A 20,791-nucleotide genomic window follows, 5' to 3' on the forward strand; every position below is an offset into this window, starting at 1 on the left:
GAGCCCTGCCAGCATCGAGCACATGACATCAAACGCAACGGACCAACCGCACGTGATCCTCGTTCCCGGCTACTGGCTCGGCGCCTGGGCCTGGGATGACGTGGTGCCCGCCCTAAAGGAGCAGGGGCTCGACGTCGAGGCCATCACTCCGTCGGGCCTCGACGAGCAGGATCCCAATCGGAAGAACACCACTCTGCAGGACCAGGTCGATGCCCTCCAGGCCCTTGTCGAACAGGCCGGCGGCGACGTCGTTCTCGTGGGGCATAGCGGCGCCAACGCCGCGGTGAGCACCGTCACGGACAGGACCCCCCAGTTGCTCCGCCGGGTCATCTGGGTCGATTCCGGGCCCATGCCAGACGGAGGAGCCTTCGCGCCGGAGCTCCCGCAGGACATCGAGGAGCTCCCGCTGCCCGACTTTGACACGCTCGGTCAGCAGGCCAGCCTCGAAGGGCTCAGCGACGGTCAGCTCAAGACCTTCCGCGCCCGCGCTGTCCCCGAGCCTGCAGGTGTCGCCCGCGCCACGGTCTCCTTGACCAATGATCGGCGCCACAGTGTGCCGACCACCCTGATCTGCTGCTCCCTGCCGTCCAACCAGGTCCTTGAGCTGGCCCAGGCACGACACCCCATGTTCGCCGCCGTCAACGACCTGATCGACGTCCAGATCGTCGACCTGCCCACTGGTCACTGGCCGATGTGGAGCCGCTCTGAAGATCTGGCCAACGCGATCGCTGCCGCCGCTCTCGCCTCCTGAGTTCCTCGTCACCGATGAAGGGGGGGCAGCCATTGCCGCTGACCCCCTTCATCCCGTTCCGAAAGCCCCCCATGAGCCACAAGAACGCCGCCCTGACACCCCGCCACCGCCTGCAGGTCGCTCGCCTCGTCGTCGAGGATGGCTGGCCGATCAGCGAGGTGGCCGCTCGGTTCCAGGTGTCCTGGCCGACGGTGAAGCGGTGGGCCGACCGCTACCTCGCCGGTGAGTCCATGGAAGACCGGTCTTCGCTCCCGAGGGTGTCGCCGCACAAGACCCCGAAGACGGTGACCAAGCGGTGCGTCAGCCTGCGAATGCGGTTGCGCGAAGGCCCAGTTCAGCTCGCCGCTCGACTCGGCATCGCGCCATCGACGGTGTACCGAATCCTCACGACGGCACGCCTCAAGCGGCTGTCCTACGTCGACCGTGCCACCGGCGAGCCGATCCGCCGGTACGAACACCCCCATCCCGGCTCGCTGGTGCGCGTGGACGTGAAGAAGTTCGGGAATTTCCCCGACGGCGGCGGCTGGCGCTATGTCGGCCGACTCCAAGGCGAACGCAACCGTGCCGCCACGCCCGGGAAGCCGAAGAGCAAGTGGCACAACCCAAAGCTCGGGTACGCGTTCGTGCACACCGTCATCGACGACCACTCCCGCGTCGCGTACACCGAGGTCCACGACGACAAGACCGCCATCACCGCCGTCGCCGTCCTGCACCGGGCGGACGAGTGGTTCGCAGACCGCGGTGTCACCATCGAACGGGTGCTGTCTGACAACGGCGGGGCATACCGGTCACACCTGTGGCGCGACACCTGCGAGGCCCTATCGATCACCCCGAAGCGGGCCCGTCCGTACCGGCCGCAGACCAACGGAAAAGTGGAGCGCTTCCACCGGACCATGACCGACGGGTGGGCGTACACCCGCTGCTACACCAGCGAGCAAGAAAAATGTGACGCCCTGCCGGACTGGCTGCACCAGTACAACGAACACCGTCCGCATACCGCCTGCGGCAACCAGCCGTCCTCCTCACGATTGATCAACGTGTCCGGTCAGTACACCTAGGGGGGACCGACTGCAGCGGGCCGCGGAGGGGAGTCCTAGTAGTGGTTATCGCGCGGCGTCGACGGTGCCCCGGTCGGGCACCGTGGCGGTCAGGAGGACCGCGGCCAGCGCCCCGCCGACAATGAAGATGTCCGCGATGTTGCCGATGAACCAGTTCCCGTAGGCGAGGAAGTCCACCACGTGGCCTTGCCCGAATGACGGTGGGCGCAGGAGCCGGTCACCCAGGTGGGAAGTCACCGCGCCGCCGAGACACCCGATCACGATCGCCCAGGACACGGTACGGACCCGGAGGGTGAACCAGATCGCCGCGGCGACCGCCACCGCCGAGATGATGGTGAAGATCCAGGTCGAGTTGGCCCCGAACGAGAAGGCCGCCCCGGGGTTGTAGGCCAGCTGGAGCCCGAGCAGCTCACCCAGGAGCGGGACTCGCTCGCCCGTGGACAGGCTGTTCTCCGCCCACCACTTGGTCACCTGGTCCAGGACCACTACGCCGGCCCCGATCGCAATGGTCAAGAGCACCAGGGGGTACCTGCGCCGGTGGTTCATTCGTGTCCTTTCGCGATGCGCCCGCTTCCCGGCGCCTCAGTGAATCTGCTGACCCCGGCGCGACCTGTGAAATCGCTGGCAGGTACCGGATGGACCGGACAGGTCGGGTCTCACCGGGCCTGGGCGTCTCTGTCCCGCAGGCACGGTAGGAGCTCATCCCGTGGTGGCGGGTTGGGCTTGCCGGTCGGTGAGGGGTTCCAGGGCGGTGCGTCGGGTGGTGGCGGCGCGCAGGCCGTTGCCGATGACGATGACCTCGGCGACCTCGTGGACCAGGACCACGGCGGCCAGGCCGAGGACGCCGGTGATGGCCAGCGGCAGCAGCACGGCGATGATCAGCAGCGAGAGAATGATGTTCTGATTGATGATGGCCCGGCCGCGGCGGGCGTGGGCCAGAGCTTGGGGGATCAGGCGCAGGTCGTGGCCGGTGAAGGCGACATCGGCGGATTCGATGGCTGCGTCCGAGCCGGTGGCGCCCATGGCGATGCCGACCTCGGCGGCGGCCAGGGCGGGAGAGTCGTTGATGCCGTCACCGATCATCGCGGTGGGCCGGGTGCCGGTCAACTGGTGGACGGCGGTGGCCTTGTCCTCGGGGCGCAACTCGGCGCGCACGTCGTCGATGCCGGCCTGGTCGGCGATCGCCCGGGCGGTGCGGGCGTTGTCCCCGGTGAGCATGGTCAGGTCGATGCCCTGGCCGGTCAGGGTGGTCACGACGGTGGGGACCTCAGGGCGCAGTTCGTCACGGACCCCGATGGCCCCGGCGACCGCCCCGTCGCGGTGGATGATGACCACGGTCATGCCCTGGTCCTCCAGCCCCTGGACCTGGGCCGCCAGGGGGCCGGGGGCCAGCCAGCGGGGGCTGCCGACGGTGACGGTAGCCCCGTCCAGGCGGCCGGTGATCCCGTGCCCGGCGGTCTCGGTGACGCCCTCGGCCGCGGGCGTGTCCGGGGTGGCAGCGGTGATGGCCGCGGCCAACGGGTGGGTGCTGTGCTGTTCCAGTGCCGCGGCCCAGCCCAGCACTTGGTCCTCGGTGATGCCGGGGGCGGCGAGCACGGCGGTGACGGTGGGCTGGTTGCGGGTCAGGGTCCCGGTCTTGTCCACCGCCAGGTGGCGGATCCCGCCGAGGCGCTCGAAGGCGGCCCCGGATTTGATGACCACCCCGAACCGGCTGGCCGCGCCGATCGCCGAGACCACGGTGACCGGCACCGCGATGGCCAGCGCGCAGGGCGAGGCGGCCACCAACACCACCAGGGCGCGGGTGATCCACAGTTCCGGGTCCCCGAGCAGGGACCCGAGGGCCGCGACGAGCACGGCCAGGATGAGCACCCCGGGCACCAGGGGCTTCGCGATCCGGTCGGCCAGCCGGGCCCGGTCCCCCTTCTCGGCCTGGGCCTGTTCGACCAGGTGCACGATGGTGGTCAGGGAGTTGTCGGTGCCGGCGGCGGTGGCGTCAATCTCCAGGGCCCCGGCGGTATTGATCGACCCGGCCGAGACGGTGTCTCCCGGGCCGACCTCGACCGGGATGGACTCGCCGGTGATCGCCGAGGTGTCCAGGGAACTGCGCCCGGTACGCACGATCCCGTCGGTGGCGACCCGTTCCCCGGGCCGGACCACGAGCACCTGCCCGGGTCGCAGGTCCTTGGCCTCGACCTCCACCGTGGCCCCGCCGGCCCGGATGGTCGCGGTCTCGGGCACCAGTTTCAGCAGGGCGCGCAGGCCCGCCCGGGCCCGGTCCATAGCCTTGTCTTCCAGGGCCTCGGCGATGGAGTACAGGAACGCCAGGGCGGCGGCCTCCTCGATGTAGCCCAGGATCACCGCGCCGATGGCGCTGATCGTCATCAGCAGTCCGATCCCGAGCCGGCCCCGGGTGAACAATCCGCGCAGCGCCCCGGGCACGAAGGTCCAGGCGCCCAGCACCAGCCCGACCCAGAACACCACCGTGGCCACGAGACCGGCCCCGGACCATTCCAGGACCAGCCCGGAGAGGAACGCCAGCCCGGAGAGCGCCGGGAGCAGGATGGCTGCATCGCGCCACCACGGCCGGTGCTCCTCGTGCTCCTCGGGTGCACCGGGAGTGGGGGTCGGGGCCTCGCAGCCGCAGGCGGCGCTCACGAGGCCACCTCCGCCGTGTCGCAGCACCCGGGTACCGGGCAGCCCGGGTCCAGGCAGGGCGCGGAGGCATCCACCGCGAGGGTCACCTCGAGCAGACTGCTCAGCGCCCGGGCCAGGTGCGCATCGACGATCGCGTACCGGGTGCGGCGGCCCTGGTGCTCAACGGCCACGATCCCGCAGTCCCGCAGGCAGGCCAGGTGGTTCGACACGTTCGACCGGCTCAGCCTCAGGGCCTGGGCCAGCTCGGCCGGATACCCGGGGCCCTCCAGCAGGGACAGCAGGATCCGGGATCGGGTGGGGTCGGCCATCGCCCGGCCCAGCCGGTTCATCACGTCCAACCGTGTCGCAATCGTCAGCATGTGGTGAACTATACAGCCTGTGCTAGTAGTCTCTTGCGGGGTTTCGCCCGGGCCGGGCGACCCCGATCGATTGAATCAGTGAGGACCCTCCGTGACTGCCCGTTGCTGCCCCACCTTCCCGCATCGCCGCTGCCGGGGCCGAGGAGGACGGCCATGAGCCTGGGTGGGTTCTTCGCCGAGATGGTCCAGTCCGGGGCACTGCTGGTGGCGATGCCGCTGGCCGTGGTCGCCGGGCTGGTGTCCTTCCTCTCCCCGTGCATTTTGCCGCTGGTGCCCGGATACCTGGGGTATGTCTCCGGGCTGGCCGACCCGCGCCGGGCGGACAACCGGCGCCGGGTGATGACCGGGGTGGGACTGTTCATTATGGGCTTCGCCGCGGTGTTCACCCTCTACGGGGCCGCCTTCGGGGTGATCGGCGGGTGGCTGTTGCAGTGGCAGGACGCGCTGATCCGGGCCTTGGGGGTGTTCGTGATCCTGATGGGCCTGGTGCTCATCGGCTGGCTGCCGTTCCTGCAGAACACCCGGCGGATGTCCTTCCAGCCCAGGACCGGGATCGCCGGGGCCCCGCTGCTCGGGGTGGTCTTCGGCCTGGGCTGGACCCCGTGTATGGGCCCGACCCTCAGCGCCGTGCTGGCGTTGAGCACCACCACCGGGGACCCCTGGCGCGGGGCCCTGCTGGGCTTCCTCTACTGTCTGGGCCTGGGCATCCCCTTCGTGCTGGTGGCGATGGGCCTGGACTGGGTCACCCGAACGCTGGGCTTCGTCCGCCGCCACATCCGCGCCTTCAACATCATCGGCGGGGTACTGCTGGTGCTCGTCGGGGTGCTGATGGTCACCGGGATCTGGACCCTGTGGATCTACCAGCTGCAGAACCTGGCCGGCACCTTCACCACCCCCGTCTAACCCCGCCCGCACACGCCCCCACCTCACGGATTGGACCGCTCGTGACTTCCCCTGACCCTACCGCTTCCACCCCGTCTTCTCCCACCCCGTCCCGGCAGCGCCGGGCCAAGATCGTGGTCTGGGTGCTGCTGGGCCTGGTCATGGCCGCCGCCCTCATCGGTTACCTTGTGGCCCGCGGGACCGCCACCGCCCAGCAGCAGGACCCCAACCAGTCCACCGCCCAGTCCACCGGGCAGTCGACTGGGTCTGCCGGTCAGTTGGTGCGGGAGAATAGCCGGGTGCTCTCGCAGGCCCCCAATGAGAAGGCCGTGCTGGTGGAGTTCCTGGACTTCGAGTGCGAGGCCTGCGCGGCGGCTTACCCCTTCGTGGAGGACCTGCGCGCCGAGTATGCGGACACCGTGACCTTCGTGCACCGGTACTTCCCGCTGCCGGGCCACCCGAACTCGGTCACCGCGGCCATCGCCGTGGAGGCCGCTGCCCAGCAGGGCGCCTACGAGTCGATGTACCAGAAGATGTTCGAGACCCAGACCGAGTGGAGCCACACCACGGAGGACCGCAGCCCGGTCTTCCGGGCCTACGCCGAAGAGTTGGGCCTGGACATGGCCGCCTACGATGCCGCGGTGGCCGACCCGGCCACCCGGGACCGGGTCGAGCTGGACGTGGCCGACGGCACCGCCCTGGGCGTGGCCGGGACCCCGACCTTCTACCTCGACGGTGAGCCGCTCACCGTGAACAGCCTGGAAGAGTTCACCGCCGCCGTCGAGGCCGCCACCCAGGACTGACCGCCCGGACCATCCGCGGCCACACGGGCCAGAGCAGAGGACCGAGAGCAAAGGACTTCCCATGACCGACCGGCTCACCGAGCCCACCGCCCCGAGCGCCGCCTCCCCAGTATCGGCAGCCGGCCCGGCGCCGGCCCCGGCGTGGTTCACCGGGCGCCGGGCCTTCGGCCTGGTGCTGCTCGTCACCGGCGCCGTCGGCTGGATCGCCTCGGCGACCCTGGTCCTCGAACGCCTCGCCCTCTACGAGAACCCCGGCCACACCACCAGCTGTGACATCAACCCCTGGGTGTCCTGCGGACGGGTCATGGGCACCTGGCAGTCCGAGCTGTTCGGCTTCCCCAACCCGCTGATCGGCATCGTCGCCTTCTCCGTGGTGATCTCCACCGCGATGGTCGTGCTCTCCGGGGCCCGGCCCGGCCGCGGGTACTGGCTCGGGCTGCAGGCCGGGGTCACCCTCGGGATAGGGTTCGTGGCCTGGCTGTGGTTCCAGGCCCTGTACGAGATCTACATCCTCTGCCTGTACTGCATGATCGTCTGGGCGGCCATGATCCCCCTGTTCCTCCTGCTCACCGCCCGCAACCTCGCCCACGGCGTGATCCCCGCCCCGCCGGGGGTGGTCCGGTTCGCCACCGGCTGGGCCGGGACCCTCATCGCCGTCGCCTACGTCGCCGTCGCCGGCTCGGTCTTCGTCCAGTTCCTCCCCGCCTTCACCGGCTTCTGACCGGTCCTGGGGCGCGACCTCGCCATTATCGACTGAAGGCGCTATCATCGTCGTATGACGATGATTAAGGAGCCGGGGGTGTCCCCGGCGGCGGCGCTGTTCCACGGGTTCTCCGACCCCACCCGGTTGGCGATCCTGCGGCACCTGGCCACCGGGGAGCACAAGGTGCGCGAGCTGACCGAGCACCTCGGGTTGGCCCAGTCCACGGTCAGTGCGCACCTGGCCTGCCTGGCCGGCTGCGGGTTGGTGGCCTCCCGGCCGGTGGGCCGGGCCTCGCTGTACGCCCTGGCCGCCGAGCCCGAGCTGCTTCAGGTGCTGGCCGCCGCCGAGCGGCTGCTGACGGTCACCGGGCACGCGGTCGAGCTCTGCCCACACTCCGGCACCCCGGGCCCCGACGGCCCCGCCGCGGCCTGAGCCCGGTCCCGGAGAAGGAGGACACAGTTAATGGGTGCACACCACCACGCCTCGCCGGCGCACCGCTGGCGGCTGGCGGTCGCTTTCGCCATCACCACGGCGGTGCTGTTGGCCGAGGTGGCCGGGGCGCTGATCACCGGCAGCCTGGCCCTACTGGTGGACGCGGCGCACATGCTCACCGACGCTGGCGGGTTGCTGATGGCCCTGCTGGCCTCCACCCTGATGGCCCGGCCGCCCACGGCCCGGCGCACCTGGGGGTTCCTGCGCGCCGAGGTGTTGGCCGCCCTGGCCCAGGCCGCCATCCTGCTGGCCGTGGGTCTCTACGCCTTCATCGAGGGCCTGCAGCGACTGTTCGCCCCGCCCGAGGTAGCCTCCGGCCCTCTGCTGCTGTTCGGGATCCTCGGCTTGGCCGGTAACCTCGCCTCGCTGGCCGTCCTCGGCTCCGGCCGCGGGGCCAACCTGAACATGCGCGCCGCGTTCCTGGAGGTCCTCAACGATGCGCTGGGCTCGGTGGCCGTGATCGCCAGCGCCCTGGTCATCGCCACCACCGGCTGGGCGCAGGCCGACGCCGTGGCCGGGATGCTCATCGCCGTGTTGATTGTGCCCCGCACCCTGAAGATCCTGGCCGAGGCCGCGCACATCCTGCTCGAATCCACCCCCCGGGACCTGGACCTCGCCGAGGTTCGGGACCACCTTGAAGCGGTGCCGCACGTGGTGTCCGTGCACGACCTGCACGCCTCCCAGATCGCCACCGGGGTCCCCGTGCTCAGCGCCCACGTCGTCGTCGAGGACCACTGCTTCCACGACGGGCACGCCCCCCAGATCCTGGACCAGCTCCAACACTGCGTCGCCGAGCACTTCGACGTGGCGATCGACCACTCCACCTTCCAACTCGAACCCGCCGCCCACGCCCACCACGAACACCCCACCCACCACTGACCCAGTGGGGCTGGTTGAGCAATAGACGCGTCCGCAGGAGGAACCCCCCCACCGGACACACCCGCAGCCGACATGGATGAACAGTGGCACGCCACTAGGGACATCCCGCATGACCCGTCCGGTGGTCCGTCCCGCGACGGCACGTCATACGACACGCCCCCGGGTGGGTCACCATCGGCGGCACACAGCTCCGCAGCCCGCGGTGGTCATCGGCGTTGGGCCAGCACCTTCTGTCCGGCTTCGCGCAGTTCCCCCGTGGGTGAGACGTGGCGGTAGAGGGTCTGGCGGGTGATGCCCAGTTCCTTACACAGGGCACCGACGTTGGTGTCCTTGTTCCCCATCGAGGCCATCGCCAGGCGGATCTTGGCCGGGGTCATCTTGTAGGGCCGGCCGCCCTTGCGGCCTCGGGCCCGGGCCGAGGCCAGGCCGGCCTTGGTGTGTTCAGAGATCAGCTCGCGTTCGAACTCGGCCAGGGCGGCGAAGATCCCGAACACCAGCTTGCCGGAGGCGGTCGTGGTGTCAATCGCCGCCCCCTGGCCGGTGAGCACCTTCAGGCCCACGCCCCGCTCGGTGAGCTCGTGCACGATGTTGACCAGGTGGCGCAGGTCCCGGCCAAGTCGGTCCAGCTTCCACACCAGCAGGGTATCCCCGGCCCGCAGCGCTTTCAGGCACGCGGCCAGATGGGGACGGTCATCGCTCTTGCCGGAGGCCTTGTCCTCGTACAGAGCCTCCGGTTCCACGCCGGCTTCGAGCAGGGCGTCGCGTTGCAGGTCGGTGGCCTGGGAGACGTCAGCCTTAGACACCCGCATGTACCCCACGAGCACCGCCCACCACCCCTGTCATTTATTCGATCGTTTATGTGACACGAGGCCCGCAGAGCGAAGTGTTGAGAAATATTGTCACGTAACCGGTCATTTATTCTACGTCTCGCAGACGGTCACGGCGCAGCTATGGTGACAGGTAGTCCGAAGGGATGCCGAGCTCGGTGAAATTGCTCCGGACGCCTTGGATCACTTCGTCGTTGTCGCGGCGGTACATCGTGCAGAAGTTGAAGAGTTGGCGGGCGGTCTCGGGGGTGGTCCGGGCTTCCTCGACGACGGCCTGAAAGTTCTTTTTGATCTCCTACCAACGGATGGCGGTGGGGTCCGTGGTTTGTTCGGTGCTGCCGGGGTCGCGGGAAATGTCCGGTTGGGGCAGGAACACCTCGGCTTCGCGTCCGGGGCAGGTCATGGAGTTGAGTCCCTGATAGTGGTGTAACCCTCCCCGGCCGCCAACACCGTCCCCAGCATGGACGCGGTCACCGTGGGAGCCTTCGAGTGAACCTTCCACAGCACTCTCGAAAGGGACATCACCACGATGACCGCTCCTCACATTGTCGACCCTGAACGCCTGCTACGCGAAGCGATCGGCGAAGCCTCGCCGGACTTGTTGCGCCACCTGCTGCAGACCGTGATCAACGCCCTGCTCAGCGCTGACGCAGACGCGGTCTGCGGCGCCGAGTACGGCACCGCTTCTGATACCCGCACCGCACAGCGCAACGGGTACCGCCACCGGCCCCTCGACACCCGCGCCGGCACGATCGACGTGGCCATCCCGAAACTGCGCGCCGGCACGTACTTCCCAGAGTGGCTGCTCGAGCGACGCAAGCGGGCCGAGTCCGCGTTGATCACGGTCGTCGCCGACTGCTACCTCGCTGGGGTCTCCACCCGACGCATGGACAAGCTCGTGCGCCAGCTGGGCATCGACTCGCTCTCGAAGTCCCAGGTCAGCCGGATGGCCGCCGAGCTGGACGAGCACATCGACGCGTTCCGGCACCGCCCGCTGGGGGATGCCGGCCCGTTCGTGTTCCTCGCCGCGGACGCCCTGACCATGAAGGTTCGCGAGGGTGGTCGGGTGATCAACGCGGTGGCCATGGTCGCCACCGGCGTCAACGCTGACGGGCGACGTGAGGTACTCGGGCTGCGGGTGGCCACCACGGAGTCAGGCGCGGCGTGGAACGAGTTCTTCGCTGATCTGGTCGCCCGCGGCCTTCACGGGGTGAGACTGGTGACTTCGGACTCCCACCGTGGCCTGGTCGAAGCCATCGCGGCGAACCTGCCCGGGGCCGTGTGGCAGCGGTGCCGCACGCACTATGCCGCGAACCTGATGGCGGTGACCCCGAAGGCCATGTGGCCGGCGGTGAAGGCCATGCTCCACAGCGTCTACGACCAGCCTGACGGGCCCGCGGTGCACGCCCAGTTCGACCGGCTCTTGGACTACGTGGCCGAGCGGTTGCCCGCCGTGGCTGGGCACCTCGATGCTGCTCGGGAGGACATCCTCGCGTTCATCTCGTTCCCGAAGGACGTGTGGTCCCAGATCTGGTCGAACAACCCTGCCGAGCGCCTGAATCGGGAGATCCGGCGCCGCACGGACGCGGTGGGCATCTTCCCGAACCGGGATGCCGTGGTGCGGCTCGTGGGGGCCGTGTTGGCTGAGCAGACGGATGAGTGGGCCGAGGGCCGCCGGTACCTCGGTCTCGAGCTGCTGGCCCGCTGCCGCGAGCCCCTCACGCAAGAACCGGGCACCGTGATGGGCACGGAGGTGATGCCGGCCCTGGCCTGATTCTCATGCCTCGAAGACGGTTACACCACTTCCAGGGACTTGACCTCAGATCAGCGGTGCGGCGCTCACGGACAGGTTGGTGCCCACACCCGTGGCGTTGAGGTAGACGACGGTGGTGCCGTAGCCGGAGACCGTGATGGACCGGTAGAGGGAGATGGCCGTGACGGCGGTCGAGCTGGCGCCCGTGGACCCGGCGACGCTGTAGGGGGACTGCCCCGTGGTGCCGCAGGCCTCAGTGCGGTCCAGGCCGAGCCGGCAGGTACCGTCGGTGCGTCCTACGGATCCGTTGGCCGGGACGGCGAGGCCGTTGGTCGCGTTGTAGGTCTTCCCGTTGTTCAAGGCGATCCGGGAGGTGCCGCCGTTGCTGGTGGAGGAGACGGATCCGGTGCGCACCCCGCAGGCCGCGGCCTCGTCGCTGAGGCGGAAGTCGAAATCGAGGGCCACCTGCTTGTTGGACAGCCTGCCGAGCGTCTCGTTGGTGATGCGCAGGTAGGTCAGGGTGAACGCCGAGGCTGGGAGGGGCTTGCCTGCGGTGTACCCCGCGCAGGAGGAGGCGGCCATGGCGGGCGCGGCCGTCGATGCGGCCACGGCCGGCACGGCCCAGGCGAGGCCGGTGGCTACTGAACGGCGGGAGATTTCCATGAGGGGTACTCCAGTTAGGGCACACAAAAGAATTCAGGTGCACACGATTAGGTTCGTGAAAGCAGGAGTGTTCGGCTACGGCCGTCGGTGCATCTGAGACTGCCGGGGTGCCGGGGTGTGGTCAGACCACCTGTCTCCTCAGAGTTCAGGTATGTTAAATCTCATGCATGCATCGCCATTGGAGCCTCGGATGACCGCCGGTGTGGATCGGCCGGCGGATGGCAAGGTCGCCGTGGAGAGGGTGGATCGCCCCGGTCGTCGGGGAATGCGGCTGCTGGGGCCGGCCTTCGTGGCGGCGGTGGCCTATGTGGACCCCGGCAATGTGGCTGCGAACCTGACGGCGGGGGCCCAGTACGGGTACCTGCTGGTCTGGGTGCTGGTCGCAGCGAACCTGATGGCCATGCTCGTGCAGTACCTCTCGGCGAAGCTCGGGCTCGTCACCGGCCGCTCGCTTCCGGAGCTGCTGGGGCACCGGTTGCCGCGCGGGCGGCGTTTGGCGTACTGGGTGCAGGCGGAGATCGTGGCCGCCGCCACGGATCTGGCCGAGGTGATCGGAGGGGCCATTGCCCTGCACATCCTCTTCGGTATCCCCCTGCTGGCCGGCGGGGTGATCGTCGGGGTGGTCTCGATGATCCTGTTGGGTGTGCAGTCCCGGCGCGGGCAGCAGCCCTTCGAGTTCGTCGTCGTGGGCCTGCTGGCCGTGATCACCCTCGGGTTCGTCTCGGGACTGTTCTACGGGCCCATCTCCTGGGGTGAGGCCGTGGCGGGCATGGTCCCCCGGTTCGAGGGAACCCAGACGGTGCTCCTGGCGGCCGGCATGTTGGGGGCCACGGTGATGCCCCACGCGATCTATGTGCACTCAGCTCTGGCGCGTGACCGCCATCAGGGGGCCCACGCTCATCCGGGCACCCTTGGCAGGCTGCTGCGGGCCACCCGGTGGGATGTGGGGCTGTCGCTTCTGGTGGCAGGGTCGGTGAACATCGCGATGCTGCTGCTGGCGGCGGCCAATCTCTCCGGGGTCTCCGGGACGGACAGCATCGAAGGCGCCCACGCGGCGATCACGACCGCACTGGGGCCGGCGGTGGGCGTGCTCTTCGGCGTCGGCCTGTTGGCCTCCGGGCTGGCCTCCACCGCGGTGGGCTCCTATGCGGGGTCGGAGATCATGGGCGGGCTGCTGCGCTGGCGCATCCCTCAGATGCTGCGGCGGGTGCTCACGCTGATCCCCGCGCTGCTGGTCATCGCCTCCGGGGTGGACCCCACCTGGGCGCTCGTCCTCTCCCAGGTGCTGCTCAGTATCGGCATCCCCTTTGCCATGATCCCCCTGGTCCGACTGACCGGTGCCCGGGCCGTGATGGGCCGACACGCGAACTCCACGCCCCTGCAGACGGTGGCATGGGTGGTCGTGGCTCTGATCGTGGCCCTGAACGCCGTGCTGCTGTGGCTGACGTTGACCGGGCAGGGGTGAAGGAGGTCCCGCTATCGTGCAGGCCATGAGCCTCGACGAGATCACTCCGGTGGCCCAGGACTACCTCAAGGCGATCTGGTCCGCCACGGAGTGGGGAGACGCGCCGCTGAGCACGAAGAGCCTGGCCGCACGCATGGGCACCACCGCGCCCAACGTCACCGAGACGGTCAAGCGCCTGGCAGCCCAGGGCCTGGTCGAGTACCAGCCCTACAAGCCCGTGACCCTCACCGGGAAGGGATGCGAGCACGCGATCGCGATGGTCCGCCGGCACCGGCTGCTGGAAAGCTTCCTCGCCGCGAGCCTAGGCTACTCCTGGGACGAGGTCCACGCGGAAGCCGAACGACTCGAGCACGCCGCCTCCGACGAGCTGATCGAGCGGATCGATCAGATGCTGGGCCACCCCACGCACGATCCCCACGGCGACCCCATCCCCACTCCCGTAGGGCAGCGGGAGCGGCCGGCCCACGCGGTCCGCCTGGATGCAGCCGAGCCGGGGTTCTACCGGGTCCTACGCATCTCCGACGCCGACCCGCAGCGTCTGATCCGCTTCCAGCAGGCCGGAATCGTTCCCGACAGTGTCGTCGAGGTGGCCGAGGCCGGCCACTTCCGACTGCGCGTGGTCGCAGTCGGGCCCGTGGAACTCATCGAGACGGATGCGGCTGCCATCTGGCTGGTGCCGAGCTCGACTCGAGGATGAATCGTCCCCACCTTCATTGCGCAGCGGTGCCGCCCCGTCGAGAAGCAGGCTGTCCAAGGGGGTATACCCCTTTACACACCCCCCGGTCCTACGACAGGATCACGTCAGAGTGGGTTCATTTCGGACCCGTTAGACATACCTGACGGAGGGTCTTAAACGTGGTTGGACAGACTGTGGGGTATGCGCGGGTGAGCTCAGCCGAGCAGAACCTTGACCGTCAGCTCGAGGCAGTGGGGGAGTGCGACCGCATCTTCCAAGACAAGATCTCCGGCAGCTCCCGCGCCAAGCGCACCGGGCTGGCCGAGCTGATGGCCTACGTGCGGGAGGGGGACCTGGTGAAGGTCGCCTCGATGGACCGGCTGGGCCGGGACACCCGGGACCTGTACGCGATCGTGGACGAACTCACCGACAATGGGTGCGCGGTGCAGTTCGTGTCGGAGCGGATCACGGTGGACAAGTCGGGCACCTCCCCGGTGGACGGGCTGATGTTGGGCATTCTGGCGGCGTTCGCGGAGTTCGAGCGGCGGCGGATCAAGGAGCGTCAGGCCGAGGGCATCGCGTTGGCCAAGGCCCGCGGCAAGTACGTGCAGGCCCCGAAGCTCTCGGACACCGACGTGGAGCAGGCGCGCGTGATGATCGAGATGGGAATCCCGAAGGCCGAAGTGGCGCGCACCTTCGGGGTGAGCCGGCAGACGCTGTACACCTCGCTGGCTCGGGGCGCGAAGTTGGTGGATTAAGCACATCCGGGGAGGGTGTTGCGATTTTTTCGTTTCGCAGCGCATACTGCGTGCATGACCACCACACTCAACGACAAGCACACGGTGATGCCCCCCACGGACCTGGAGGGAATGCTCGACCTGAGCAGGTTCCTGGGGGGCTTGACGCAGCCGGCCGCCCTGCTGGGACCTGACGGGCAGACCGTTCCTCTTCCGCTGGAGGCGTTCAACGTCCTGCGCGACGTGGTCGAGGCCATGCGGGTGGGCAAGGCCATCACCGTGGCCCCGGTCGATCAGATGCTCACCACTCAGGAGGCGGCGAACTTCCTGGGCATCAGCCGTCCCACGCTCGTGAAGCTGCTCGAGAATGGGCAGCTCCCCTACGAGCTGCCCTCCGAGGGACGCCACCGGCGGCTGCGCCTGCAGGACGTGGTGGAGTACCAGGAACGGAAGCGCCAGGACCGTCGTGCTGCCCTGCAGGAGCTCACGGGCTCGGCCTCGGAGGCGGGGTTGTACGCCGAGGACGCGGATCGCTACCGGGAGGCCCTCCGGCAGGTGCGCCGCGACCTGGGGCAGGAGGCCGAGTAGTGGCCCGCTTCAGCGCCGTGCTTGACGCCTGCGTGCTGGTGCCTATCGCGCAGGCGGACACTCTGCTTTACATGGCAGAAGCTGGCCTCTACCGGCCCTTGTGGAGTAAGCGGATCCTCGAGGAGACCATCCGTGCGTTGGAGGCGATCCACCCGGACATGAAGGAGTCCGGAGCGGCCCGTCACCGCACCGCCGTGATGAACCAGGCCTTCGACGATGCCTGCGTGGAAGGGTGGGAGGAGCTTCTGGGCGCGATCAGCCTGCCTGACGAGAACGACCGGCACGTGGTGGCCGCGGCGATCCAGGGGCGGGCGGATCTGATCGTGACGGCCAACCTCAAGGACTTCCCGACGGAGGTGCTGGGGCGGTTCAACCTGGAGGCCCAGCATCCGGACGAGTTCTTCGTGAACCAGCTCGACCTGGACCCCGCTGAGGTGATGCGTTCCCTGCAGGTGCAGGCAGCAGCCACCCGCAACCCGGCTCTCACCGTGGCAGACATCCTCGCGAGCTTGGAGCGGTGCGACGCCTGGAGGTTTGCCGAGGCGGCCCGAGCTCAGACCTGGCGGCTGGAGAGATCGCAGGTGGAAGGCGGAGGGGACGACAAGGCCCGAGGAGACTGATGGAGTCAGTCTCCTCGGGCCTTGCCCGGGGCGGGTAGCTTAGGCCAGCAGGTCCACCTGCGGAGGAACACCCTTGGCGGTGACGAAGCGGCGATGCTCTGCGAGCAGGTCACGGCCAGATTCGTACGCTTCGAGCGTCTTGCGCAGCGCCTCCCGCTTGTCCCGTGAGGCCAGCCCTCGGGGGACGAGCAGGTCCTTAGGCGTCTGGAGGGGCTTGCCCTCAGGGGTGTACTGGGTGTGCAGGTCCTGGATGTAGCCCAGCATGGTCACTTCGAAGAAGCGCCCGTAGCGCATCAGCGGGTGACGGGTCACCCAGCCGGAGGGCACCAGCAGCAGGGGTGCGTCATTGGCCACTGGCAGGGTCACGGACTTCATCTCCCACTGCCGGGTGTGGTCGTTCCACATCCGGCAGGAGACGGTGGCCGTCTTGTGTCCATTCGCGGTGAACTCCGGGTACAGCGCGAGCATCTCCTGCGTGAAGTCCACCAGCGCCTGGAAGATGATGCGGGTGGTGATGTCGGAGGTGATGTCGTCGCCGACGTCCTTGATGTAGAAGCCCAGCTCCTCCAGGTGACGCAGCACTCCCACGTGCAGCAGGGGCCGCAGATCGGTGGACATCGCATCCCAGATCCGCCGGCGGATCACCTCTGCCCCGCCATGCCCATTGATGCCCCTTGCTGAAAGTCCGAGGCGGGTCTGCCGTGGCTCGGGGAACGCCGGCAGCGCCGCCCCTCGCGCCTGGACTGCCGGGTCCGAGGAGAGGGCGGTGAGCACCAACTCCTCCAAGAACGTATCCAGGCAGTTGATCGCCTTGGCCGCGTGGGGCGTAGAAGTCCCCAGCAGTCGGATGGCGTAGGGGTCGAGGAACTGAGGGGTGTCCGTGTGAACGTCCAGGTCAGCGAAGGGCGTAGGGCTGGTGGGGATGATGTTGTAGTAGGTACAGATCGAAGCCATCGGCTTCCTCCTTCGGGTTGGAGGGCCTACCGGATGGAGCGGTTGCTCCATTTCTCGGCTACGATGCTGACCGTGATAGTCCATCACCATCAGCGCCGTTAGGCCCTGAAATCGACCCCAACCCATGCCAGTGGGTTGGGGTCGAAGCTTTTTATGCACCCGCATCCTCCTTGGAGGCGCGGGAGCGATTGCCATGAACCTCGATCGACGGTCCGGCCAGGTTGATGCAGAGCATCCCGTCCTCTTCGAACGGTTCGTACCGTCGGCTGACTGTCGTGTCGATGTTATAGGCGTCCATGAAAGCAGTGGCCGACAGCAGGGTCTGCCCCGTCTTGGAAGGCTCGCGCAGTGCGTACGAACGCGGCGAGGGGTCCGCGGGGCGCAAAGCCATGACCCTGCGAGACTTGTCGAACAGCAGCTCCACGACGAGAGCGCCGTCGATCAGCTTGTGCGCTGGACCGTTGATCGACAAGATTCCTCGCTTCTGGATTGTCACGCTGGGCGTCCCCTTCATGGGCGCGCTGCGCTTGTCGAAGACCTCGAATGCCATCTCTAATCCTCTCCAGGGTTCGTGGAATGCTGGCTGCTTAGAAGAAGTGAACCATGGTGCTCGCCGCGGCGTCAAGGCTTCCAAGATTCGTCGAGAGCCATGTGGCGCGCGCCGAGCGCTGGGGATCGATAAACGGACTGTATGGAGGAAATTGTCTAACGCACGATGCCTCCCCCGCCATCTCATCCTGCTTGCAGTCGTCCGTGGGGGAGGTCTGGGGTGTCGGCTGCGCCTGACAGATGGGCGCCGGGGTTCGTGCCCGCCGAGTGACGGAAGCTGTGCGTGCCCGCCTCTGTCATCAACGCGCGTACGGGGTGGGCCCGGCATGATGGGGTGGTCACCGTTGGAAGGCTCTTCACATGCAGACCAAGCCCTTGTCCTGGGATCAGATCCGGGCGAACGCTGCCGCGTTCGTGCACGAGTGGGCGGGGGAGTCCTACGAGCGGGGTGAGTCTCAGTCCTTCTGGACGGAGCTGTTCGCGGTCTACGGAATCCGCCGACGCAAGGTGGCCCAGTACGAGAGCCGGGCGAAGAAGGCCGACGGCGGGGCCGGGTTCATCGACGTGTTCTGGCCCGGCATGCTCATCGCGGAGCAGAAGTCACTCGGCAAGGACCTGGTCGCCGCCGAGGACCAGGCGCTGACGTACCTGGCGAACGTGTCCGAGGCTGAGCAGCCCCGCTACGTGATCACCTGCGACTTCGAGACGTTCCGTCTGCGTGACCTGGAGGCCGCCCCCGGGGATGCGGATGCCGTGGTGGAGTTCGCTCTGGAGCAGCTGCCGGTGGAGGCTGAGTGGTTCGGGTTCATCGCCGGCTACCAGAAGCGCATCTTCGGTTCGGCCGAGCAGGCCGCGGCCTCGGTGAAGGCCGCGCAGCTGATGGCCGACCTCTACGTGGAGCTGGAGGGCTCTGGCTACGACGAGCACGAGGCGTCCGTGTTCTTGGTGCGGACCCTGTTCGCGCTGTTCGCGGATGACTCGGGGTTGTGGGAGCGGGACCTGTTCCTGGAGTTCATCCAGACCCGCACCGCCGAGGACGGCTCGGATCTGGGTGCACAGCTGACCGCGCTTTTCCAGGTGCTCAACCGGCCCGTGAACAAGCGCATGGCCGGCACGGATGAGCTGATGCTGCGCTTCCCGTACGTGAACGGGTCCGTGTTCGGGGAGGCGGTGTCGATCCCGTACTTCACGTCCTCGATGCGTCAGAAGCTGATCGCGGCGTGCCACTTTAACTGGGGCGGGATCTCTCCGGCGATCTTCGGGTCCTTGTTCCAGGCGGTGAAGTCCAAGGAGGCCCGCCGGGAGCTGGGGGAGCACTACACGACCGAAGAGAACATCCTCAAGCTCATCGGACCGTTGTTCCTGGACGAGCTGCGCGCCGAGTTCGTGGCGAACATCCACTCCCGGCGCGGGCTGCGCAAGCTGCACGAGCGACTGGGGCAGATGCGGTTCCTGGACCCGGCGTGCGGGTGCGGGAAGTTCCTGATCGTGGCCTACCGGGAGCTGCGGGCTCTGGAGCTTCAGATCCTGGTGCGTCTGCAGGAGCTGTCGGGCAAGCAGGCGCAGACCTCGCTGGTGATGGACGAGGACGAGAGAGTGCGGGTGCGGATGTCGCACTTCAACGGGATCGAGTTGGAGGAGTGGCCGGCGACCATCGCCCGCACCGCGATGTTCCTGGTGGACCACCAGGCGAACCAGGACATGTCGCTGAAGATCGGGGTGTCCCCGGAGCAGCTGCCCTTGACCGAGTCGGCGCACATCATGGTCGGCAACGCCTTGGAGTTGGACTGGAACGAAGTCCTTGCCGCGTCTGATGACGTGCGGGTGATGGGAAACCCGCCGTTCATCGGCGCGCGACGGATGACGTCTGTGCAGAAGGAAGAGATCAACGCCCTGTGGCCGCGGGGGAAGGCGGGCCTGCTGGACTATTGCGGCTCTTCAGAGTTGAGTGTGGGCGCGCCGGAGATGCGGGGTAGCTGGGGATAGACGTCGAGGTCCTCGATGATGAGCGGATATCTACCCCCGCTGATCTCAAGGACCTCGACGATGCCCAACCATAGTTGCGCATGCTCTGACGCGCTCGATCGCTGCGACCGATGCGACGTTCTCCTGGACTTCTCGGGCCTTCATCTGGTGGCAGTCTCGAAGGCCCGGGCCGGGCTGGCGCTCGAGGTGGAGTCCTGCGATCCAGTGGCCGGATGCCCCGGCTGCGGGGTCATCGCCACCGGTCACGGCCGGGTGGTGGTCGAGGTGATCGATGCTCCGTGGGCGGGTCGGCCGGTGCGGATTCGGTGGTGCAAGCGTCGTTGGATCTGTCTCGAGGGCGTCTGTGCGGTGACGACCTTCGTCGAGCAGAATCCGCAGGTCTGCGCTCCACGGGGCCTGCTGAGCACGCGCGCGATCCGCTGGGCGATCGGCCAGCTCCGGCGCGAGGGGGCGACGATCCAGGGCCTGGCCCGCCAGCTCGGCACGACGTGGAACACGCTCTGGTCCCAGGTTCGGCCAGTCCTGATCGAGGCCGCGAACGACCCTTCCCGCTTCGAGGACGTGCAGGTCCTGGGCGTGGACGAACATGTCTGGCACCACCGGGACCCGCGCCGGCGCGGACCGAAGGAGCTCACCGGGATGGTCGATCTGACTCGCGGGCTCCACCCCACTGCCAGGCTCCTTGACCTCGTCCCCGGCCGATCCGGCAAGGCCTACCGAGACTGGCTCGACGAGCGCGGCGATGAGTTCCGCAAGCGGGTCGAGATCGCAACGCTGGACCCGTTCCAGGGATACAAGAACGCGATCGATGACCAGCTCGAGGACGCCACCTGCGTGCTGGATGCGTTCCACATCGTCAAGCTCGCCGGGGCTGCAGTCGATGACGTCCGCCGCCGGATCCAGCAGGAGACCCTCGGCCACCGAGGCCGCAAGGGCGACCCTCTCTACGGGATCCGTCATGTTCTCCGCGCTGGACGGGAACGCCTCACGCCGCGCCAGAAGACTCGTCTGGCCAGCGCATTCGCGGCCCATCCCGATCATGTTGCGGTCGAGGTCGCCTACCAGCGCGCCCAGGACGTCCGAGACGTGTTCCACCAGCCCACTCCTGCCCAGGGTCGCCGCCTCGCCGAGCAGCTCATCGAGAAGCTGCCGTCCTGCCCGATCCCGGAGATCGCCAGGCTCGGTAAGACACTGCGACGCTGGAAGAACGCGTTCTTGGCCTACTTCGATACCGGCGGCGCGAGCAACGGCGGTACCGAGGCCATCAACGGGATCATCGAGCTGGGCCGCCGCATCGCCCGCGGGTTCCGCAACGTCGAGCACTACCGCCTCCGGATGCTCCTCATCACCGGAGGCCTCGACGCCTCACCCCCCACTCAACTCTGAAGAGC

At 68.2% G+C, this 20,791-nt stretch carries 22 protein-coding genes; 15 read left to right on the forward strand and 7 right to left on the reverse strand.

Annotation, left to right across the window (positions count from 1 at the left end):
- Nucleotides 1-22: 22 nt before the first annotated feature.
- Both HDA30_RS01250 and HDA30_RS01255 read left to right on the forward strand, forming a co-directional pair.
- On the forward strand, nucleotides 23-751 hold the full coding sequence (locus tag HDA30_RS01250; protein WP_015780342.1) for an alpha/beta fold hydrolase: 729 nt from the start codon (nucleotides 23-25) through the stop codon (nucleotides 749-751).
- Nucleotides 752-822: 71 nt separating this feature from the next.
- On the forward strand, nucleotides 823-1,809 hold the full coding sequence (locus HDA30_RS01255) for an IS481 family transposase (RefSeq protein WP_184240862.1): 987 nt from the start codon (nucleotides 823-825) through the stop codon (nucleotides 1,807-1,809).
- Nucleotides 1,810-1,854: 45 nt separating this feature from the next.
- Here the strand turns inward: HDA30_RS01255 and HDA30_RS01260 are convergent, their stop codons facing one another.
- From HDA30_RS01260 to cmtR, 3 genes are all read right to left on the reverse strand, one after another.
- Entirely contained in the window at nucleotides 1,855-2,328 is a 474-nt protein-coding gene (locus HDA30_RS01260; protein ID WP_227718746.1) for a signal peptidase II, read from the reverse strand.
- A 180-nt stretch (nucleotides 2,329-2,508) separates the two neighbouring features.
- Nucleotides 2,509-4,464: a heavy metal translocating P-type ATPase gene (locus tag HDA30_RS01265; RefSeq protein ID WP_184240863.1), complete on the reverse strand. Its 1,956-nt coding sequence runs from the start codon at nucleotides 4,462-4,464 to the stop codon at nucleotides 2,509-2,511.
- On the reverse strand, nucleotides 4,461-4,823 hold the full coding sequence (cmtR, locus tag HDA30_RS01270) for a Cd(II)/Pb(II)-sensing metalloregulatory transcriptional regulator CmtR (RefSeq protein WP_184240864.1): 363 nt from the start codon (nucleotides 4,821-4,823) through the stop codon (nucleotides 4,461-4,463). Before cmtR ends, HDA30_RS01265 begins: the two co-directional genes overlap by 4 nt.
- 153 nt (nucleotides 4,824-4,976) lie before the next feature.
- Between cmtR and HDA30_RS01275 the strand changes: the two genes are divergently transcribed.
- The 5 genes from HDA30_RS01275 to HDA30_RS01295 all read left to right on the forward strand — a co-directional run bounded on the left by HDA30_RS01275 (nucleotide 4,977) and on the right by HDA30_RS01295 (nucleotide 8,582).
- Nucleotides 4,977-5,726 carry a cytochrome c biogenesis CcdA family protein gene (locus HDA30_RS01275; RefSeq protein WP_036313837.1) on the forward strand — a complete coding sequence of 250 codons (750 nt, stop codon included), beginning with the start codon at nucleotides 4,977-4,979 and terminating at the stop codon, nucleotides 5,724-5,726.
- Nucleotides 5,727-5,767: 41 nt separating this feature from the next.
- Nucleotides 5,768-6,508 (forward strand): DsbA family protein, encoded by a 741-nt coding sequence (locus HDA30_RS01280; RefSeq protein ID WP_343059258.1) that lies wholly within the window; start codon nucleotides 5,768-5,770, stop codon nucleotides 6,506-6,508.
- Between the two features lie 61 nt (nucleotides 6,509-6,569).
- A complete protein-coding gene (locus tag HDA30_RS01285) occupies nucleotides 6,570-7,229 on the forward strand; it encodes a vitamin K epoxide reductase family protein (protein WP_221419028.1) in 660 nt (219 codons plus the stop codon).
- 54 nt (nucleotides 7,230-7,283) lie between these two features.
- A complete protein-coding gene (locus tag HDA30_RS01290) occupies nucleotides 7,284-7,643 on the forward strand; it encodes an ArsR/SmtB family transcription factor (protein WP_246418674.1) in 360 nt (119 codons plus the stop codon).
- 30 nt (nucleotides 7,644-7,673) lie between these two features.
- Complete coding sequence (locus tag HDA30_RS01295) at nucleotides 7,674-8,582, forward strand: cation diffusion facilitator family transporter (protein ID WP_036313825.1); 909 nt, start codon at nucleotides 7,674-7,676, stop codon at nucleotides 8,580-8,582.
- Nucleotides 8,583-8,788: 206 nt separating this feature from the next.
- On the opposite strand, the gene HDA30_RS01300 is transcribed toward HDA30_RS01295, so the two are convergent.
- Nucleotides 8,789-9,406, reverse strand: coding sequence for a recombinase family protein (locus tag HDA30_RS01300; protein ID WP_184240865.1), 618 nt, complete (start codon nucleotides 9,404-9,406; stop codon nucleotides 8,789-8,791).
- Between the two features lie 532 nt (nucleotides 9,407-9,938).
- On the opposite strand from HDA30_RS01300, the gene HDA30_RS01305 reads away from it, so the two are divergent.
- Complete coding sequence (locus tag HDA30_RS01305; protein WP_031943898.1) at nucleotides 9,939-11,183, forward strand: IS256 family transposase; 1,245 nt, start codon at nucleotides 9,939-9,941, stop codon at nucleotides 11,181-11,183.
- 45 nt (nucleotides 11,184-11,228) lie between these two features.
- On the opposite strand, the gene HDA30_RS01310 is transcribed toward HDA30_RS01305, so the two are convergent.
- Nucleotides 11,229-11,825 (reverse strand): hypothetical protein, encoded by a 597-nt coding sequence (locus HDA30_RS01310; RefSeq protein ID WP_036317467.1) that lies wholly within the window; start codon nucleotides 11,823-11,825, stop codon nucleotides 11,229-11,231.
- Nucleotides 11,826-12,015: 190 nt separating this feature from the next.
- Between HDA30_RS01310 and HDA30_RS01315 the strand changes: the two genes are divergently transcribed.
- From HDA30_RS01315 to HDA30_RS01335, 5 genes are all read left to right on the forward strand, one after another.
- Entirely contained in the window at nucleotides 12,016-13,290 is a 1,275-nt protein-coding gene (locus HDA30_RS01315) for an Nramp family divalent metal transporter (RefSeq protein WP_080694935.1), read from the forward strand.
- Between the two features lie 25 nt (nucleotides 13,291-13,315).
- Complete coding sequence (locus HDA30_RS01320) at nucleotides 13,316-13,987, forward strand: metal-dependent transcriptional regulator (RefSeq protein ID WP_036317499.1); 672 nt, start codon at nucleotides 13,316-13,318, stop codon at nucleotides 13,985-13,987.
- A 158-nt stretch (nucleotides 13,988-14,145) separates the two neighbouring features.
- Nucleotides 14,146-14,724, forward strand: coding sequence for a recombinase family protein (locus HDA30_RS10630; RefSeq protein WP_184240866.1), 579 nt, complete (start codon nucleotides 14,146-14,148; stop codon nucleotides 14,722-14,724).
- Between the two features lie 54 nt (nucleotides 14,725-14,778).
- Nucleotides 14,779-15,291 carry an excisionase family DNA-binding protein gene (locus HDA30_RS01330; protein WP_184240867.1) on the forward strand — a complete coding sequence of 171 codons (513 nt, stop codon included), beginning with the start codon at nucleotides 14,779-14,781 and terminating at the stop codon, nucleotides 15,289-15,291.
- Nucleotides 15,291-15,911, forward strand: a complete 621-nt coding sequence (locus HDA30_RS01335; RefSeq protein WP_184240868.1) for a VapC50 family PIN domain-containing toxin — start codon at nucleotides 15,291-15,293, stop codon at nucleotides 15,909-15,911. Before HDA30_RS01330 ends, HDA30_RS01335 begins: the two co-directional genes overlap by 1 nt.
- A gap of 39 nt (nucleotides 15,912-15,950) precedes the next feature.
- Here HDA30_RS01335 and HDA30_RS01340 read toward each other — a convergent pair whose 3' ends face one another.
- Both HDA30_RS01340 and HDA30_RS01345 read right to left on the reverse strand, forming a co-directional pair.
- A complete protein-coding gene (locus tag HDA30_RS01340) occupies nucleotides 15,951-16,865 on the reverse strand; it encodes a hypothetical protein (RefSeq protein ID WP_184240869.1) in 915 nt (304 codons plus the stop codon).
- 151 nt (nucleotides 16,866-17,016) lie between these two features.
- Entirely contained in the window at nucleotides 17,017-17,415 is a 399-nt protein-coding gene (locus HDA30_RS01345; RefSeq protein ID WP_184240870.1) for a hypothetical protein, read from the reverse strand.
- 359 nt (nucleotides 17,416-17,774) lie between these two features.
- Between HDA30_RS01345 and HDA30_RS01350 the strand changes: the two genes are divergently transcribed.
- The gene (locus HDA30_RS01350; RefSeq protein ID WP_184240871.1) at nucleotides 17,775-19,400 is read left to right on the forward strand and encodes a DNA methyltransferase; all 1,626 of its coding nucleotides are present in this window, start codon (nucleotides 17,775-17,777) and stop codon (nucleotides 19,398-19,400) included.
- A 60-nt stretch (nucleotides 19,401-19,460) separates the two neighbouring features.
- Complete coding sequence (locus HDA30_RS01355) at nucleotides 19,461-20,786, forward strand: ISL3 family transposase (RefSeq protein WP_184240872.1); 1,326 nt, start codon at nucleotides 19,461-19,463, stop codon at nucleotides 20,784-20,786.
- The last annotated feature ends 5 nt before the right edge of the window (nucleotides 20,787-20,791 follow it).

Source organism: Micrococcus cohnii (assembly GCF_014205175.1).
GTDB classification, from domain to species: domain Bacteria; phylum Actinomycetota; class Actinomycetes; order Actinomycetales; family Micrococcaceae; genus Micrococcus; species Micrococcus cohnii.

Excerpts from the sequence above, each read along its gene's own strand:
- HDA30_RS01285 (WP_221419028.1), top strand. The coding sequence starts at position 6,570 with ATGACCGACCGGCTCACCGAGCCCACCGCCCCGAGCGCCGCCTCCCCA.
- HDA30_RS01350 (WP_184240871.1), top strand. The coding sequence starts at position 17,775 with ATGCAGACCAAGCCCTTGTCCTGGGATCAGATCCGGGCGAACGCTGCC.
- HDA30_RS01295 (WP_036313825.1), top strand. The coding sequence starts at position 7,674 with ATGGGTGCACACCACCACGCCTCGCCGGCGCACCGCTGGCGGCTGGCG.
- HDA30_RS01250 (WP_015780342.1), top strand. The coding sequence starts at position 23 with ATGACATCAAACGCAACGGACCAACCGCACGTGATCCTCGTTCCCGGC.
- HDA30_RS01255 (WP_184240862.1), top strand. The coding sequence starts at position 823 with ATGAGCCACAAGAACGCCGCCCTGACACCCCGCCACCGCCTGCAGGTC.
- HDA30_RS01345 (WP_184240870.1), bottom strand. The coding sequence starts at position 17,415 with ATGGCATTCGAGGTCTTCGACAAGCGCAGCGCGCCCATGAAGGGGACG.
- HDA30_RS01330 (WP_184240867.1), top strand. The coding sequence starts at position 14,779 with ATGACCACCACACTCAACGACAAGCACACGGTGATGCCCCCCACGGAC.
- HDA30_RS01305 (WP_031943898.1), top strand. The coding sequence starts at position 9,939 with ATGACCGCTCCTCACATTGTCGACCCTGAACGCCTGCTACGCGAAGCG.
- HDA30_RS01355 (WP_184240872.1), top strand. The coding sequence starts at position 19,461 with ATGCCCAACCATAGTTGCGCATGCTCTGACGCGCTCGATCGCTGCGAC.
- HDA30_RS01290 (WP_246418674.1), top strand. The coding sequence starts at position 7,284 with ATGACGATGATTAAGGAGCCGGGGGTGTCCCCGGCGGCGGCGCTGTTC.
- HDA30_RS01275 (WP_036313837.1), top strand. The coding sequence starts at position 4,977 with ATGAGCCTGGGTGGGTTCTTCGCCGAGATGGTCCAGTCCGGGGCACTG.
- HDA30_RS01315 (WP_080694935.1), top strand. The coding sequence starts at position 12,016 with ATGACCGCCGGTGTGGATCGGCCGGCGGATGGCAAGGTCGCCGTGGAG.
- cmtR (WP_184240864.1), bottom strand. The coding sequence starts at position 4,823 with ATGCTGACGATTGCGACACGGTTGGACGTGATGAACCGGCTGGGCCGG.
- HDA30_RS01320 (WP_036317499.1), top strand. The coding sequence starts at position 13,316 with ATGAGCCTCGACGAGATCACTCCGGTGGCCCAGGACTACCTCAAGGCG.
- HDA30_RS01310 (WP_036317467.1), bottom strand. The coding sequence starts at position 11,825 with ATGGAAATCTCCCGCCGTTCAGTAGCCACCGGCCTCGCCTGGGCCGTG.
- HDA30_RS01340 (WP_184240869.1), bottom strand. The coding sequence starts at position 16,865 with ATGGCTTCGATCTGTACCTACTACAACATCATCCCCACCAGCCCTACG.